Origin of the sequence: Spirosoma aerolatum, assembly GCF_002056795.1 — a bacterium.
In the GTDB taxonomy this organism is placed as follows: Bacteria; Bacteroidota; Bacteroidia; order Cytophagales; family Spirosomataceae; genus Spirosoma; species Spirosoma aerolatum.
Window position 1 is genome coordinate 6,017,569 of the sequence record NZ_CP020104.1, and the last position, 17,515, is coordinate 6,035,083.

The 17,515-nt window shown below is 48.2% G+C and carries 13 protein-coding genes; 9 read left to right on the forward strand and 4 right to left on the reverse strand.

Annotation, left to right across the window (positions count from 1 at the left end; genetic code table 11):
* Window positions 1-125: 125 nt before the first annotated feature.
* The 7 genes from B5M13_RS24910 to B5M13_RS24940 all read left to right on the forward strand — a co-directional run bounded on the left by B5M13_RS24910 (window position 126) and on the right by B5M13_RS24940 (window position 7,338).
* Window positions 126-1,499: a M24 family metallopeptidase gene (locus B5M13_RS24910; protein ID WP_080058247.1), complete on the forward strand. Its 1,374-nt coding sequence runs from the start codon at window positions 126-128 to the stop codon at window positions 1,497-1,499.
* 138 nt (window positions 1,500-1,637) lie between these two features.
* Window positions 1,638-2,168 carry a hypothetical protein gene (locus B5M13_RS24915; protein WP_080058248.1) on the forward strand — a complete coding sequence of 177 codons (531 nt, stop codon included), beginning with the start codon at window positions 1,638-1,640 and terminating at the stop codon, window positions 2,166-2,168.
* Between the two features lie 257 nt (window positions 2,169-2,425).
* A complete protein-coding gene (locus B5M13_RS24920; RefSeq protein WP_080058249.1) occupies window positions 2,426-3,007 on the forward strand; it encodes a Crp/Fnr family transcriptional regulator in 582 nt (193 codons plus the stop codon).
* An 80-nt stretch (window positions 3,008-3,087) separates the two neighbouring features.
* Window positions 3,088-3,708 (forward strand): hypothetical protein, encoded by a 621-nt coding sequence (locus B5M13_RS24925; RefSeq protein ID WP_080058250.1) that lies wholly within the window; start codon window positions 3,088-3,090, stop codon window positions 3,706-3,708.
* A 219-nt stretch (window positions 3,709-3,927) separates the two neighbouring features.
* Window positions 3,928-4,551: a hypothetical protein gene (locus B5M13_RS24930; RefSeq protein ID WP_080058251.1), complete on the forward strand. Its 624-nt coding sequence runs from the start codon at window positions 3,928-3,930 to the stop codon at window positions 4,549-4,551.
* 159 nt (window positions 4,552-4,710) lie between these two features.
* Window positions 4,711-5,994: a spinster family MFS transporter gene (locus B5M13_RS24935; protein WP_080058252.1), complete on the forward strand. Its 1,284-nt coding sequence runs from the start codon at window positions 4,711-4,713 to the stop codon at window positions 5,992-5,994.
* A 33-nt stretch (window positions 5,995-6,027) separates the two neighbouring features.
* Window positions 6,028-7,338 (forward strand): serine hydrolase domain-containing protein, encoded by a 1,311-nt coding sequence (locus B5M13_RS24940; RefSeq protein WP_080058253.1) that lies wholly within the window; start codon window positions 6,028-6,030, stop codon window positions 7,336-7,338.
* A 158-nt stretch (window positions 7,339-7,496) separates the two neighbouring features.
* On the opposite strand, the gene B5M13_RS24945 is transcribed toward B5M13_RS24940, so the two are convergent.
* Both B5M13_RS24945 and B5M13_RS24950 read right to left on the reverse strand, forming a co-directional pair.
* Window positions 7,497-8,624 carry an efflux RND transporter periplasmic adaptor subunit gene (locus B5M13_RS24945; RefSeq protein WP_080058254.1) on the reverse strand — a complete coding sequence of 376 codons (1,128 nt, stop codon included), beginning with the start codon at window positions 8,622-8,624 and terminating at the stop codon, window positions 7,497-7,499.
* 54 nt (window positions 8,625-8,678) lie between these two features.
* A complete protein-coding gene (locus tag B5M13_RS24950; protein WP_080058255.1) occupies window positions 8,679-11,981 on the reverse strand; it encodes an efflux RND transporter permease subunit in 3,303 nt (1,100 codons plus the stop codon).
* Between the two features lie 851 nt (window positions 11,982-12,832).
* On the opposite strand from B5M13_RS24950, the gene B5M13_RS24960 reads away from it, so the two are divergent.
* Both B5M13_RS24960 and B5M13_RS24965 read left to right on the forward strand, forming a co-directional pair.
* Window positions 12,833-13,447, forward strand: a complete 615-nt coding sequence (locus tag B5M13_RS24960; RefSeq protein WP_080058257.1) for an RNA polymerase sigma factor — start codon at window positions 12,833-12,835, stop codon at window positions 13,445-13,447.
* Between the two features lie 139 nt (window positions 13,448-13,586).
* Entirely contained in the window at window positions 13,587-14,894 is a 1,308-nt protein-coding gene (locus B5M13_RS24965; protein ID WP_245859484.1) for a photosystem II biosynthesis protein, read from the forward strand.
* A gap of 152 nt (window positions 14,895-15,046) precedes the next feature.
* On the opposite strand, the gene B5M13_RS24970 is transcribed toward B5M13_RS24965, so the two are convergent.
* Window positions 15,047-16,144, reverse strand: a complete 1,098-nt coding sequence (locus B5M13_RS24970) for an alpha/beta fold hydrolase (RefSeq protein WP_080058259.1) — start codon at window positions 16,142-16,144, stop codon at window positions 15,047-15,049.
* A 33-nt stretch (window positions 16,145-16,177) separates the two neighbouring features.
* Window positions 16,178-17,494 (reverse strand): TldD/PmbA family protein, encoded by a 1,317-nt coding sequence (locus B5M13_RS24975; protein ID WP_080058260.1) that lies wholly within the window; start codon window positions 17,492-17,494, stop codon window positions 16,178-16,180.
* Window positions 17,495-17,515: the final 21 nt, after the last annotated feature.

Consider the following 17,515-nt stretch of genomic DNA (forward strand, 5'->3'; position numbering starts at 1 on the left):
AGGTCCACCGGCTGTCATCGTATGCTGAAGATGCAGATATAAATCGATGGGTTGCCTGATCCGATTGTTAAAAAACTTTAACTCTTTATGTATCTTGCCCGTAAACTGCTATCAACCTGAACGATATGTCAAAACCAGTACGCTTCCTCTTCAACTTACTCTGCTTTAATCTAACGTTCATTACCTCGGTTGCTATTGCCCAGCCTTCCACCGTTTTGCCCGAACGCGAACGGGCGCGGGTTGTCGACGAAATTCTGGACGATCGCTTCGCCAATCTGCTCCCTCAACTGATGCGTCGCGAAGGGATCGATATGTGGATCATTATCTCCCGCGAATACAACGAAGACCCGGTATTACGCACCATGCTACCCAGCACCTGGCTCTCGGCCCGTCGGCGAACGATTATGGTTTTCTTTGACAATGGGAAGGAACGGCCCGCCGATGCGATTGAAAAACTGGCCATTGCCCGCTACGACGTAGGAAACCTGCTCAAAGGTGCATGGGACATTGATGTTCGGCCTAACCAGTGGGAAGCGCTGGTTAAAGTGATTGAAGAACGGAAACCCAAAAAGATCGGCTTGAACATGTCGCCCAACTACGCTCATGCTGATGGTCTTTCATTTACTGAACACGATGAATTTCTGAAAAAGCTTCCCGCCGATTACCAGAAACGCGTTGTATCAGCGGAGAAACTGGCTGTTGGCTGGCTCGAAACCCGTACCGAAAAAGAAATGGCGATCTATCCGCTCATTTGCCGGTTATCGCACCAGATTATTCAGGAGGGCTTTTCGGAGCAGGTGATTCAGCCGGGTGTAACCACTACCGAAGACGTGGTCTGGTGGTTTCGGCAGCGCATTACCAACCTTGGCCTGGATACGTGGTTCCACCCAACAGTCGATATTCAACGCGCCGATGCTGAGGACTTCAATCACCTCCGCACCTTCTCGAAACGCCCTGATAAGCAGGTAATCATGCCCGGCGACCTGATTCATGTTGATTTTGGCATCACTTACCTGCGCCTGAACACCGACCAGCAACAGCATGCCTACGTACTACGCCCCGGCGAAACCGACGTCCCCGAGTCCATCAAAACCGCATTCAAACAGGGCAACCGACTACAGGATATTTTGACTGAGCAGTTTAAGCTGGGTAAAACCGGCAACCAGATGCTACTGGCAGCGCTGGAGCAATCGAAGAAAGAAGGCATCAACGGCACCATCTATACGCACCCGATTGGCGTTCATGGACACGCGGCAGGCCCGACCATTGGCCTCTGGGACCAGCAGAAAGGCGTTCCTGGCCCCGGTGATTATCCCTTATTGGCCAATACCGCTTATTCCATCGAACTGAACGCAGCCGTCGAAATTCCTGAATGGAAAAAAGTGGTACGCATCATGCTCGAAGAAGACGGCTTTTTCGACGGAAAAACCTTCCGTTACATCGACGGCCGCCAAACCGAAATCTATACCATCCCCAGGAAATTAGGCTATGTGAAGTGAGGTAGAGAAGGTTGGTCGAGTCGAACAGAGAGTGTTTGTTGGAAATACATCGTTTAACGACACATTATTAACTAACAATCAATTTGATTATACTTATTAGTGCATACAACAAAATAACTAATACCCCTAACCTTTATTATGAGATTTGTTGTGAATCTTCTCGTTATGTGCCTTATGGGAGCAAGTGTTTTTGGCCAATCCTCTGAGGAAATAGCATTTATTCAAAATCTCTTTGGCCAATCTGCGAAACTTATCTACACGGATAAATTAGGTGAATACGAAGTTAAGCGTATGGAGAAAGCCTTGTCAAAGGATACTCTATACGATGTTTTTGTAACTAACTTAAAGGACCCCAATAATCGTTTAGTACTGACTAGGCCAGAGCGTAACTATATCCAACAGGAATTAGCATCACAATCTAAAGTAACTTGGTCTAGTCAACTCTTTGAACATGGTAAAAGGATTACTCAAGCTAGTAGCGATAGTTTGCAGGCCGGCTTTAGAATCTACAGCTTTTCAAATCCTATCTTCATTCGCAACCATTCATTGTGCATTTTTTATTCCGGTTATACGTGTAGTTCTCGATGTGGAGAGGGGAAATTAGTCATTTTCAAGAAACAGAATGATACCTGGGTGGCTTGGCTAGAACTCTACCGGTGGATTAGCTAGAACATTAAATATATAAAATAAGCCAATATGGGGAATACGGGGCACTGGTGGAAGACAATATGGTATAGCTTACGTTTACTGGTTTGGTCCCGTAAGGAACAAAGACGGCTAAAGTATAACGCTAAAAAATCCAATATAATTAAGCTTGGCTGGAAGACGGAAATAAAAGGCGACAAACAGGCTTAAAAGCCAGGAATCAGCAAGCCACATCGCCAAGCTGGTGGCAAGTGTAACAGAGACAATAACATATAGAAACAATGCAAGACACATTATTTGACTTTATTTCAAAATACATTACTGTAACAGAAGAGGAGAAGAATGCAATCCTTTCTTTGGACCTATTTCACTCGGTAAAGAAAGGGACGACTTTACTCAAAGAAGGACAAAAATCGAAAGATAGCTACTTTGCCCTGAAAGGTTGTATTCGAACCTATTATGTACTGGATGGCGACGAAAAAACAACTGCTTTCTACACAGAGATGGAGGCCTTAACACCGCCTTGTGTCATTAGCAAAACTCCGTCCGACTATTATATAAGTTGTGTAGAAGACAGCATACTTCTAATTTCAAATACGGATATGGAAGCAGAGGTGAACAGCAAATTTCCAAAGTTTGATACCATGTGCAGAATCCTGTCGGAAGAACTGTTAGCGAAGCAACGAATTGATTTTGACGAGTTTAAAACGTCTTCCCCTGAACAACGCTACCTGAACTTACTACAAAACAGACCAGACCTTATCCAACGTATTCCACAGCATCAATTAGCGAGCTACTTAGGTATCAAGCCCCAATCGTTGAGCAGGCTGAGAGCCAGAATTGTAGAGAAAAGTAAGGGATAGAGTTCATTTCTTAACTTAAGTGAACGACTGATGGTACGTCACCAATCTTCCTTTGCATTATCATTTAACAACAAATTGATATGCAAAAGAAAATTTTATCGTTCACGTTGACCTTATTAATAGCAGGCTGTTTACACGTTAAAGCGCAAAATACCCGACAAGACAGTACGTACAAACGGTGGTTCGTTGGGAGTACGCTCCTGATGTTTGGTAATTTTGATAAAGTAAACAGCCCTGAGTTTATACAAGTAAATGTTGGCTATCGGATAACACCTCGCGATGTCGTTTCCTTTGAATTTAAACGGTCCATTTATTCCTGGCCACTAGGTATCCCCTGGGGCCCCTCATTTGATGCACCAGGGCTAAACTATTCCGGACATGCCCGCATACTTGCCCCTACAGTAGCCTACCAGCGTTTTTGGTGGAAAGGAGCCTATACATCCGTCCATGCATTGAATGCTTTTGAAAAATATCTGGATGAGACTAATAAAAAGATCGGAAATGGATACACCCTATATCTGACCTTTCGTTTGGGCTACCAGATTAAACTACTTAAAAACCGTTTCTTTTTTGAGCCATCTATTGGATTAAGTTATTGGCCCATAAGAACCAATGTACCCCAATCCTTTAAAGCCGTAGAAAATAAATGGCCTAACTACTTCCCCTGGGAGCCAGGGCTTCATATTGGGTATAATTTTTAGTAATGAACTCGTTTACTGAAAGCAGTTATTTTCTCACTTCTTATGGACTTTCTGAAACAATACATCTTCAGGAAGTCCATAAAGCAATACCAAAAAATAGCCAAATTCTTGTCAAAATAACTGCCTTTGCCAGCAGCTTCCTTTCTTAACTTAAGTGAACGATTTTAGGCCTATTGTCAATCTACTTTTGCATGAACGTTTACTATAATTAAAACAGACATGCAAAAGTATATTTTATGGATTGGCTTAGCCTTCGTGTTGGCAGGCAGTTTACGGGTGCATGCACAATATGCCAAAGAAGACAGTACGTACAAACGGTGGTTCGTTGGGAGCACGCTGTTTTTATTGGGCAATCTGGCTACTACAAACACTCCCGACTTCGCGCAACTCAATGTAGGATACCGGATTACAGGAAAGGATGTACTTTCTGTTGAACTAATAACCTGGAAATATGCCTGGCCACTTGGCATTAACCCATTTTTCAACCAATCATACGGAAAGCCAGAAGAGAAATTCCCTGGGTATATAAGAGACTATGGTATTGGTCTTGCTTATCAACGTTTTTTTTGGAAAGGTCTTTACGCAGCAGTCCACGTAATGCCTATGTGGCAAACCTTTTTGAATAACAACGGTGCTAAGGTGGATAATGGTTTTCATATTTTCAACTCGTATCGAGTTGGTTATCACATAAAACTCTTCAAGGATCGATTGTTTATACAACCATCACTTGGTATTGCTGGCCGTCCTTACCACACTAAAATGCCTGACGGTTTTACCGTAAAAGATGACAAGTGGCCCAAATACACGCCTGAACCAGGGCTACATTTCGGTTATAACTTTTAGCTGGTAACTATGAATACCCGGTGATACTCTAACTGCAATGCCCACCATCGCCAATACGTAAGTCGTTAGTGGCTTCTTACAGGACCAAGAATAACCAAGAGTAATTCTTCCTCTCTACTAGCTTTTCAGGCTGCATAATCTCTCCCATCGCCCGCCTTTATGCAAACGAAGGAAGCCGTTCATACTGAGGCAGTCAGCAGCCTGTACCGGAACTATGTTCTGGTAATGCTGACACTGGTCTATGTCTTCAACTTTGTGGACCGGCAACTCCTTGTGATTCTTCAGGAATCCATCAAACGGGACCTGCACCTGTCCGATACACAGCTTGGGCTACTCTCCGGGTTTACATTTGCGCTGTTTTATGTTACCCTGGGTATTCCCATCGCTCGTTTTGCCGATAAAACAAACCGTCGAAACACGGTAGCCGCGTCGCTGGCGATATGGAGTGTCATGACGGCCTGTTCGGGTCTGGTGCGGAACTTCATCCAATTACTGCTAGCTCGTATTGGCGTGGGCATTGGCGAGGCTGGGGGGAGCCCTCCAGCCCATGCCATGATTTCTGATTACTTCCCTCCCGAAAAACGCTCCACAGCACTCTCGATTTACTCAACCGGCATCTATTTCGGCATACTGGTCGGTTTTTTAATGGGCGGCTATCTCAATCAGCATCTTGGCTGGCGCACCGCATTTTATGTGGTGGGGATACCGGGGGTTATCTTCTCGTTGCTGTTTTATGTGACCGTGAAAGAGCCTCGACGCGGGGCTACGGATTTGGTTACAGCCAAGACCCAAGAATCGCCTTCGTTACGCGAGGTTTTAAAGCAGTTGTATGCTACCAAAACCTTCGTTTACCTGGCGTTGGCCACAGGCTTGCACGTCTTTTGCATCTATGGTCTGACGAATTGGGCACCGTCGTTTCTGGCAAGGCTTCACGGCATGAAAAACGCAGAAATAGGTGCCCTACTGGGTCCCATCTTTGGTCTTGGCGGAGCATTTGGTTCGTTCGCGGGAGGGCTTCTGACAGATCGTTTTGGCAAGACGGATAAACGGCGGTATCTGAGCATTCCGGCCTATGCCATTATGCTTTCGATTCCGTGCGCGGCTGGTACTATTTTTCTACAAAATACGGCATCGACGATTGTTTGCCTGGGTTTGACCGCATCGCTTCAGAGTACCTATCTAGGCCCTTCGGTAGCTGTTTCGCACAGCCTCGTTCCGGCATCGATGCGGTCGCTGACTTCCGCTATTCTGTTTTTTGCCCTCAACTTCATTGGATTGGGGTTTGGCCCGCTGGTTGTCGGTATGCTTAGCGATGGGCTGGCTCCGTCGTTAGGTGCCGAATCGCTGCGCTGGGCCATGTCGATTACGATCCTAATAAGCTTTGGCTCAGTAACGCTCTTTTTGATTGCAGCTAAAAAGCTGACAACTGATTTATCCCGATAAGCTGCCAGAACTTTCTTCCTTAACCAACTGACTATGAAGCGTTACATCTCCATTACCTGGCTGCTATCCTGCCTTCTTTCGTATACCTACACGGCGAAGGGCCAGCCCAAAACTACCGTTTTGACCGAAGCTGCTCCTACAGCGGGTGGCTTTTCTGCCGATCGACTGGCCCGTCTGGATGCAGGAATGGACGATTGGGTAAAACAGAAATGGGTGAACGGTTCGGTGGTGCTGATCGCCCGGCACGGCAAAATCGTATTCTACAAAGCACACGGGTATAATGATCTAACTAAAAAAGTACCGCTCGACAAGAATGGCATTTTCCGGGTTGCCTCTCAGACCAAAGCGCTTACCTGCGTGTCGGTCATGATGCTTTGGGAAGAAGGTAAATTTTCGCTGGACGATCCGGTTTCCAAATTCATTCCGTCCTTCGCCAATGCTAAAGTGCTGGCGACCTTCAATCCAAAAGATACTACTTACACCACTGTGCCAGCGAAACGGCCCGTTACTATTCGTGATCTGCTAACGCATACATCGGGTTTAGGCTACCCAGCCATCGGCACACCGGCCGAAAATGCCATTTATGCCAAAAGTAATATGACGGGAGGGGTGGGCGTAAAAGACCAGAAGCTTTCCGACGCCATGACTCGTCTGGGTAGTCTGCCGCTCTTTTTCCAACCTGGCGAACAATGGCGATACGGCCTGAATATGGATGTATTAGGTTACCTGGTCGAGTTGTGGTCGGGTATGTCGCTGGAAGCGTTTTTCCAGAAACGAATCTGCCAGCCACTGGGTATGAAAGATACCTATTTCAATTTACCGCCCGAAAAAGGCCCGCGACTGGTCAACTTTTTCCTCGGCGACTCCACCGGAACGATCCAAAAGCAGGCATCGGTCTTTGGCGGAGCACTCGACATGAATTATCCGTTACAGAAAACGGATTACTTTTCGGGAGGTGGCGGTTTGTCGTCCACTGTTTACGATTATGCCATTTTCCTGCAAATGCTGCTGAATGGTGGCGAGTACAATGGGGTGCGCCTGCTGGCCCGAAATACGGTACGCCTGATGACCATGAATCAAATCGGTGACCTAAACCCCAACATTGGCGACCATGCCCGCGACAATACATTCGGTTTCGGTTTTCTGGTCATTTCTGAAAATGGAAGCAAGTTTACCCCCAGCCAGGTAGGTACGTATTCCTGGGGTGGTGTGTTTTCAACATCGTACTGGGTCGATCCCAAAGAAGATATGCTGGTGTTGATCTACCGACAAATGTGGGGGCCATACGTGTCAAACACCGACAAAGCCTTCAAGCCGTTGGTCTATCAGGCAATTAATGATTGATAGAAGCTAAGCAAATCATTGAAAATAGATTAGGTTGATTTTTGTCATCCCGACGCAGGAGGGATCTCAAGTGTCGGAAAATTCGAGATCCCTCCTGCGTCGGGATAACAAAAAATCGAATCCAAATAATCTAAACTACTCTATATTGAACACTTGTACTACTTCACATTCACTGGTGCGCCATCGCGGATTTCTTCGCTGGCAGTCGTTACGAGTTGATCGCCTTCGTTCAGATCGCCGAAGATTTCGATTTTATTATCGGCCTCAAGTCCTTTTTTAACCGGAACCCACTCCGATTTTCCTTCCTTTACCCGAATCACAAAGACACCCGTTGTGGAGTTGACCAGCGCGGCTTTCGGAACAATAAATGTATTGCTCTGCGTAGGTAGGGGAAGCGTCACTTCGGCCACCATACCAGGCAAGAGCTTTTTGTCGTTGTTGATCACATCGACCTCTACCCGCTCCGAACGCAACCGCTTGTCCAACGCGCCCGATAGCCGTTTGATTTTCCCCGTAAATGTGCGGTTCGGAAACGTTTTGACCGTAAAGCTCACCTCGCTTCCCGCATGCACATAACCCGTGTAGGCCTCGGGCACAGCCACGACCAGACGAAGGCGTTTCTGCTCGGTCAGTACAAATAGCGGGAATTCCGACCCTTTACCGGCGGGGCCAATGTAAGCCCCCGTACTGGCATTACGTGCGCTGATGATGCCATCGAACGGAGCCCGGATAGCCAGGTAGTTTTTGAGAGTCGCCACTTCCCGATAGGCAGATTTAGCGGCCTCCAGTTGCGCCAGGTCGGCATTCCGTTTAGCAAGTGCCTGATCAACATCGTTTTTCGAGACGGCGCCTGAAAACTTACTAGCTTCCAATACCCGTTCGTAATTGGCTTTGCTGGCAATCGAAAGAGCTTCCTGGGCTTTGAGTTTCGAGTCGGCAGAGGCCAGTTGGGCACTCAGTTCAGGCGCTTCGGCCTGTGCCAGCAACTGCCCTTCGCGCACTTCAGAGCCCACATCGGCATTAAGCGTTTTGATAAACCCACTCACTTTAGCGTAGATATCCACATCCCGATACGCGATCAGTTCGCCCGGAATGTTTAGCGAGGAAGCCAGTTTGCCTTTGGTTAACGAAAATACTTCAGTGGGCGCCGGAGCGGTTACCGAATCGGCTTCGGCTTCTTCTTTTTCAGCTTTGTTTTCGGACGAATGGCATTGAGTGAATAAACTGACCAGCAGCAAACCACTGGCTAAGGCAACCAAATTACGGACTGAGATTCGACGGTGCATGTCAATTAATTGTTACAAAACGGGAAACCGTTTCGATAGAATGAACGAAAGGGTTTAATTCAGTAAATCCGCATTCGTATAGTACTTACTCTCTTTATCTTCTGGATCGAGCGAGACCGATTCGGTGGATGTTTTTTCCTGTACCCAGGCAAAGGCCAGCGGCAGAATAAACAGGGCGGCAAAGGTCGAGGCAATCAGTCCACCGATCACCGCACGACCCAGCGGAGCGGCTTGTGAACCACCCTCGCCTAAGCCGGACGCCATCGGAATCATACCGACCACCATCGCCACGCTGGTCATCAGAATGGGCCTAATCCGAATCGAAGCTGCTTCCCGCGCCGATAGCAGCGCATTGCCGTTCCGCATCCGAAGTTCTTCGGCATTGGTGACCATCAGAACGGCGTTGGAAATGGATACCCCCACCGACATAATCATGCCCATGTACGATTGCAGGTTGAGCGTTGAGCCGGTCAGCATCAGCAAAATCAGCGAGCCAACCAGTACGGCAGGCACCGTACATAACACCACCAGCGAGACCTTGAACGATTGGAAGTTGGCCGCCAGCATCAGGAAGATAACGACAATGGCTGTCAGCAGACCCGTTTGCAGACTGTCGAGTGTATCGATCAGCACCTGTGTCAGCCCCTGCATTTTTATGGTTAAGCCACGCGGTAATTCGCCCAGCGAATCGATGGCTTTTTGCACGTCGCGAGCGGCTGTTCCTAAGTCAATATCATTCAGATTGGCTGTGACCGACAGCACCGGAATCGCGCCAATATTATCGTTTTCACCATACGAAGTGCCTTTCTGTAAGGTAGCTACATCGCTCAGCACCGGCCGGTTGGCATTCGGTAATACCGGAATTTCGCCCAGGTCATTCACACTCGTCATTCGGTTTTCGGGCACCTGAACCTGTACAGTATACGTCTGGCTGGATTTGGGGTCGATCCAGACACTTTTCTCGGTATAACGCGACGACGACGTAGCGGCAATCAACGACCGCGAAATGGCCGAAATATCGGTGCCTAGCTGAGCGGCCCGTGTTCGGTCGATATTCACGTTAATAGTCGGGTATTTGGTGGCCTGCCCAATCTGAACATCCCGGAGGTAGCGGATTTTATTCAGCTTCGCAATGACCTTATTAGCATACTCTTCATTCTGTTTTTTGTTTTTGCCCGACAGCTTGACCTCGATGGGCGTAGGCGACCCCTGGCTCAGAATCTTATCCGTCAACTCAATTGGCTCGAACGACAGCTTGACATCGGGCAAAGCCTGCTTCATGCTCGCCCGGAATTTATCTTTCAGCTCGTCCAGATCGACATCATAGTCTTCGTTCAGACTCACCTGCAAAACGCCTTCCTGCGGCCCCGCCATAAACAGGTAAATCGGGCTGGTCGAGAACTGAGCGCCGTGCATACCGACCATCGCCGAGGTGATTTCAATATTGTCTTTGCCAACCATCCTCTTCAATACATCGATGGTTTTCAGCATGGTTGCTTCGGTTTTTTCGAGCCGCGTACCATCCGGATTCCGCAATCGAACCTGAAACTGATGCCCGGCTACTTTGGGCAATACATCCCGCCCGATGTTCGTGATGAGCAGCACCACAATGGCCATAGAACCCAACACATACGTGCTTACAATCACTTTCCGATACGGTAGAATTCGGCGAATGAATCGGGTGAATCGGCTGCGTAATCGTTCAAAATAGCTGATCTTACCATCGTTATTCAAATCTTCCCGTTCGGCCAGTGCCTCTTTCGATCGCAACAGCGCTTCTTTTTCGTAGTGCCCATTCCCGTTTGTTGCAACAACTGCGTGTTTAAATTTGAATAGTTTCCGGCCTTTTCGTTTCGGAGCTTTGCCATTGCTGACGTGCGTGTGCTCCTTCATCATCCAGTTGGCCAGAACAGGCACCAGCGTTTGGGCCATCAGGTACGATGTGATCATTGAAAAACCAATGGCCAATGCCAACGGTAGGAACAACGCGCCGGGTATGCCCGTCATGGTAAAGGCCGGGGCAAATACGGCCAGAATACAGAACAGAATCAGGAGTTTCGAGAAGGCAATTTCTTTACAGGCATCCCAGATCGCCAGGGCTTTCGGTTTGCCCATGTCCATATGCTGGTGAATATTCTCGATGGTTACCGTACTTTCATCGACCAGAATCCCGATGGCCAGCGACAGACCACTCAGGGTCATGATGTTGATCGTTTGCCCAAATAGCGACAGGAACAATACCCCGGAAATGATACAGGTCGGAATGGTGATAATAACGATTAACGCCCCCCGTACATCGCCTAGGAACAGGAGTACCATCAGGCCCGTCAGAATAGCCCCAATAGCTCCTTCAGTCATAAGACTCTCGACCGCGTTGATGACATAGACTGACTGATCGAATGTATAGGTCAATTTCACATCTTCGGGTAGCAAGGCCTGGAAACGGGGCAGGGCCGCTTTCAGATTCTGAACCACTTCCCAGGTTGAGGCATCAGCCGATTTGGTAATAGGCAGATAAACCGATCGCTTGCCATTGACCAGCACATAGCCCTGCGTGATGTCGGCCCCATCTTCGATCGTGGCTACGTCTTTCAGGTACAGGTTTTGTACGGTGCCCGTATAGAGCGGAATATTACCAAAATCCTCGATGTTCCGAACCGTGGTGTTAGCTGGTGTGAAGTAGTTGTAATCGCCAATCCGAACGTTTCCCGCCGGAGTAGCCGTGTTGTTGATGCGTAGGGCCGCTACCAACTGATCGGGTGTAAGGTTATGCGCCCGCAGCAGTTCGGGATCGGCTTTGATGACAATCGAGCGGGCATTTCCGCCAAAGGGCGCAGGCGATACCAGCCCCGGCACCGATGTAAACCCCGACCGGATATACACGTTGGCCAAATCCTGGAGTTCGTTGTTGGTTCGTTTGGGGCTACTTAATACCAACTGCCCTACGGGTAGCGTAGAGGCATCGAACCGGAGGATAAAAGGCGGTTGTGACCCCGGTGGAAAACTCGACTGGGCCCGGTTCGAATAGGCCGATACCTCGGCAGCCGCCTGAGCCATGTTGGTTCCTTCGTAGAAGGACAGTTTCAGCAGTGTAATCCCCTGAATGTTTTTGGTTTCGATACTTTTTACGCCCGATACATAGAGTAGCAGGTTGACGTACTGTTTGCCGAAAAACGACTCCATCTGGTCGGGTGTGTAGCCGCCAAAGGGTTGAGAAATGTAAATAACGGGCAGGTTCAGATTGGGGAAAATATCAATCTTGATCGTACGTACGGCCCCAATACCAAAGTAAAACAGACTGGCAACAATCACCAGAATGGAGATCGGTTTCCGTAACGCAGCGCGAATTAAATCCATAGTCTATTAAAATATTCTTAAATACAGACACCATCTCGTTTCATCCACCATTCTGGACTTTACTAACGAACCGATTGCTGCCTGATTTGACTAAAAGTCAATTTTTTCCACGATCTATCCCATACAAAGAATAGTACTCTTAAAGGTAGTGAATTTGGGGGTGAAATTTAATCATCTGACACGTCGCCATTTTTAACCATTTGCAAAACAATGTCGAACACAAGAGACTGAATTACAGCATCTACATAAGTAAAAACACCTACACTCCTTGCCTTATTTTATGTTTAGCGAAGAGGCTTAAATCCTGTTTAAACGTTTACAAATTTCCCTACAATAACTGTGTTTTTGTCCTCTTGAGGAACGACAAAATCATCATCAAGAAGCTGTTTAAATGTTTAAAGAAAATCAAAATTGGGTGTTTTTGTCATGCTGACGAAGGTAGCATCTTCGGTAGAAGCATTCTTGTAGCTATCGAAGATGCTTCCTTCGTTAGCATGACAAAAAAGCCCCAATTTCTGGCCCGAGCAGAAAAGTTTAAACAGCTTCCATATTAAAGGTCTTCTAAAAAGTCTGTTGCTTCCCGGTTAATTACCAATCCAGTTCGCACTATACGATAAACCATTGCAAAATACCCTTGACTGTAAATTTATATTCTACCAGAAAAGACTATAAACAAATAATATTTCTATATTTGACTAAATCACATAATATAATTTTTAAAACATCGGTGATTTTATTGGACTTCTACAAGACGCTTTTTTTTGCTGGCATTCTTCCCGACTTATGCTGGTCTGCACCTCCCTATACACTTGCGCTAACCGTTTTTACCAACAACTAACTCGCTCACTGTAATGACGTTTCCCAATGAGAACTTTTTACTAAACCGCATGTCGACAGGTGATGAAAAAGCATTCCGTAAACTGTACGATTTTTACCGGCCCGATCTGTATCGCTTCGTGTTTAAGTTCATCAAATCCAATGAGCTGTCGAACGACATCTGCCAGGAAGTATTCATGAAAATCTGGGAAGACAGATGGGCCATACAGGAAGTTAGCTCGTTTAAATCGTATCTATTTACAGTCACTAAAAATCACACATTCAACATGCTGAAACGCGCGGCTGTTGAAGATCGGATCAAGGGTGAAGTTTTACGGAATTACACTGTCTCAAAAAACGATACGGAAGAAAGTCTGCAAGCCAGGGAATACCAGCAGTTTTTGCAGCGGGTACTGGATACGTTGCCCCCGCAGAGTCGGGAAGTTTTCAAGCTGTGCCGGCAACAGGAAAAGAGTTATGACGAAGCTGCACAGATTTTAGGCATATCGAGTAGTGCTATCAAAAAGCACATGGTGCGGTCGATGAAAGTGCTTAGGTTCGCGGTTGAAAAAGATATGGGTATCGCCTTCAGTGTTTTTATGCAACTACTGGCGCAATCGGGCGATTGGCTGCCTGTGCTTGAGGCCTAAGCCGTTGCCTCATATCGGCGAAGCAGGGTAGAAGTTAAGGGATTACTTCAGCCGTAGAGTTCCCGGCAATAGCCTGTTCGCAGCGAAGTCTGGTATATCAGGAAACTATTCCTATATCCTTACTTAGCTGTGTCTCCGCATGGGAAACAAATCTATTTCTTTTGCTATGCTCGTGGTGGGTCTGTCGCTCGGAACCGCCTGGGCCATTCGCGGGCAATTTGGGCATGAATACGGTGCCGCCTGGGCGGGCGCTATTGGTTCTCTGAGTGTTCTGCTGGTGGCGAAACGGACTGATTGGTACGCCCGTTTTTTTGCGGTCACGCTGGCGGGCGCTATTGGCTGGGGGATTGGTGGGCTGGCGAGCTATGGTATTGTGGTAGGCTATGGCCGCGATACCGAATTCATTAATGTGTTCTACGGGCTAAGCATGCTATTTGTGATTGGTGGCTTGTATGGATTTATAGGCGGTGGCCTGTTTGGCCTCGCCCTGACCGACTCGCCCACCAAGCCGGTAAAATGGCACGAGGTGATTGTCGAAATGGTGGTTGGCGGGGCGTTGTTCTACTTCTTCCTGATCGAAGAATTCGACTGGCGAATGACACCCCCTCGTTCCGAAATGTGGGCCGTTTGCTTTGGGGCTGCTGTAGCCCTGACCTGGTATCTGGTGCGTCACCGATACGATTCGGCTTTACGGGTTGCTGTGTTCGCGGGTTTAGGCGGGGGCTTCGGTTTTGCTTTCGGTAATTTCCTACAGGTACTCGGCAATCTGACCGATATCAAATTCAATTTCTGGAATGTCATGGAGTATTCGCTGGGCTTTTTCGGTGGCCTGGGTATGGCCTATGGCACCCTAACTTCTGAATGGGAGTCGAACGAACCGACTCAACCTAAACGCCAGATCTGGTTTCCGTTGTTGATGGTCATGCTGGTGATTCCGTACATTGTATGGCAGCAATCGTTTGAACTAGAACGCCTTCAGGACATTTTTAGCAAGATCGACGTATCGCCCGACAGTCCGGTTATTGGTACGGTTCAATTGGTTTCGCTGGGTATGGTTCTCGGTATGACCGGCTGGTGCTGGCTTCGATTTTACCAGAACAAAGCCAACCCGGCCTCGTACTCAGAAAATGAAGTTTTTGTCCTCTTTTTAAGCTTATGGGGCCTGTATATTTTGTTTAGTCTGTTCATCACGGGGGCATTTATGAGCGGCTATCGCATTGAGCAATACTTGTATATCGTCAATTGGCTGTTGGTCGCCTTCCTGATTGGAAAAGCCTATCCCGTTTTCACACCCAGCCGTTTAGCCCCTAAACAATGGGCGATCAATTTTGGGATTGTCCTTGTCTTTTTCGCGCTACTTACGAGTGTGCTTATTCATTCGCACGGTGAGTTGAAAGGCTCACATAAACGCTTTGGCGCTCCTCCACCTGCCGAAGAGTCACAATAGTAAGAATACCTGAAAGGTCACTAGCACCGCAAGGACGCGAAGGCGCTAAGAACTATTCCTTGCGCCTTCGCGTCCTTGCGGTGCTATTTATCCCCCTGACGGGGCCATACATATCCCCTACTCGCTGTCTATTAACAAATTAATAACTGATTCTATTTGCCCGATTTTGGAAAATAGCTCGCTTCGATCAGCTCTTTTACGTCTTTGAATTTCTTATTGGGCTTCAGATACTGGGCCAGGAAATCGTAGATTTTCATCCGGCTTTCCTTCGCCCCGTACGAGTCAATCCGGTTGAAGGTATGTCCACCGGGAGCTTCTTTGTAGATTTCGTACTCAAACTTCTTGCCTTCAGCTTTGAGTGATTTGATCAAATGCTCGACCTCCAGCACGTTTACATCTTCGTCGTTGGTGTTGGTATGAATCAGAAGCGGAGTCTGTAGCTTGTGGGCTTGCCAGGCCGGAGAGCGTTTGCGGTATTCCTCCACATTCTGGTCGGCTGTTTTCCCCAGGTGATAATCAGCCGAATACGCATCCCGGTAGCTCTGGCTTTTGTAGCCCATCCGGGCAATCAGATCGCTTACAGGAACACCCGCATACCCGACTGCATAATCAGAAGGATGGTTGAACAGGTTGAGCAGCGTAATCATGCCGCCATGGCTCCAGCCCAGAATCCCGACCCGTTTTTTGTCGATGAAATCGTAGTTCTCAAGCATGTAATCCCGGCAGGCTTTGGTGTCTTCCACTTCCAGTCCGCCGTAATCGATAAGCTGGTAAAAGCCCTGCCCATAGCCCGTGCTCCCCCGATAATCGGGGGCAATAACAACATATTCCTGCGCAGTTAGCTCCTTGATGATGTGGGCGTAGGCTGTGTTAAAATTACTATGTACACCCCCATGTGGCAACACCAGTAACGGGTATTTTTTCGACGGGTCAATTTTGGTGGGGATAAACACATAGGCCGAAAAACGAACGGGATTTTTCGCACCCTGACCCGTTGGATTTTTGATAACAGCCGGGGGTGGCCCCGTAATAATAATCTTATCAACCAGTACGGCATCGCCCAGCCGCTGCGACCAGGTCAGATCGTCGATGGTTTTATCCAGGGCATCAAACTGGTGTTGCATACTGGCTAACTGCCGTTGCAGCGCGGCCACCTGGTTCTGATTACCTTCTGAATTTTGAGCCTTTGCCTGCCCATAAAGCAGTATTCCCACAAAAAGAGAGAGAACGATTCTGGTAACTTTTTTCATTGGTTGTAAAAACAGGTAAGAGATAAAAGTAAGTTATACGGCATCCGAAAGGCTGCTGAACGTAAAATCGCGAATGCGTAAGGGTGGCACCAGGCAGCCCCGCGTGCGTTCAGGAATACCGATGGCTTCGAGGTTGTTGAGCATGATAACCGGGCTTTCGTTGAAGCGGAAATTTTTGATCGGGTGCTTAATCTGCCCGTTATCAATGTAGAATGTTCCGTCGCGGGTAAGGCCGGTGTAGAGCAGGGTTTGCGGGTCCAGCCAGCGCGTATACCAGAATCGAGTGACCAGAATTCCTTTCTCGGTGCCTTTGATCATATCGGCCAGCGACTGCGTTCCGCCTTCCATGACAAAGCCAGACGGTTCGGGCAAGGGTTTAACGCCTTTCTGCTTCGCCCAATAGGGCGAGTACGACATATTTTTAACCACCCCTTTGTCGAACCAGATCACTTTTTCGTACGGATAGCCATCGCCCGAAAACGGTGAACTAGGGACCTGCGAATCGGCGGGGTCGGAATAGATCGTCACCCGTTCGTCCAGTAGCTTTTCGCCCAGGCGCGTCCCTCCCCCTTTCTTGCTCAGGAAACTTCGGCCTTCGTCGGCAGTACGGGCATCCATCGCCCGCACCATAAACTGAATCAGTTCGCCAGCCGCCAGCGGCTCCAGAATAACGGTATACTTACCCGGTTCCAGGGCAACGGCCTTCTGTGAAGCGCGGGCTTTCTGAATGGCAATATCGGTTAACGCACCCGTCTTGAGTTTAGCAACGTCGTTGAAATCCCCTGCAGCATAACCAGACCCCGTCCCATCGGGCGTACGAATCGTCAGCGAGAAATTAGCATTGGTACTTTTATGGTAGCCGAACAAGCCTTTGCTGTTGCCGATGGCGTTGAACGTAGCCGAGTCCTCCAGAAATCCCGCGCCACTCAACTGACTCGCCATAATGGATTTGATACTGGCCCCGGCCAGCTTAGCCCGATCGGGCGCTTTCATGCTAGCTGTTGTTTCGACAAATGCCTTTGGACTGGTGTAGGTTTGTGGGCCCGGCATGGGCATATATTCCGGGTTTTCGGGTGCCAGCCGGGCCATCTCTTCCGCCCGACGGACTGCCTTTTCGAGCGAGGACTCATCGAACTCATTGATATCCGACGTTCCGATCCGTTTGCCCAACACAGCCGTTACCGATACTGTCAGATTGTTAGTCGCTCCGGCGGTAGAAACAGAGTTCCGGGCAAACCGGATATTTCCGGTCCGCCCCCCGTTCAGCTCTACCTTCATCTCGTCGGCCCTGGAATAGCTCAACACTTTATCAATGAGCCGCTTGGCTTCTTCCTGCGATAAAATAGCCATGATTTTTATGGAGTATTAGGA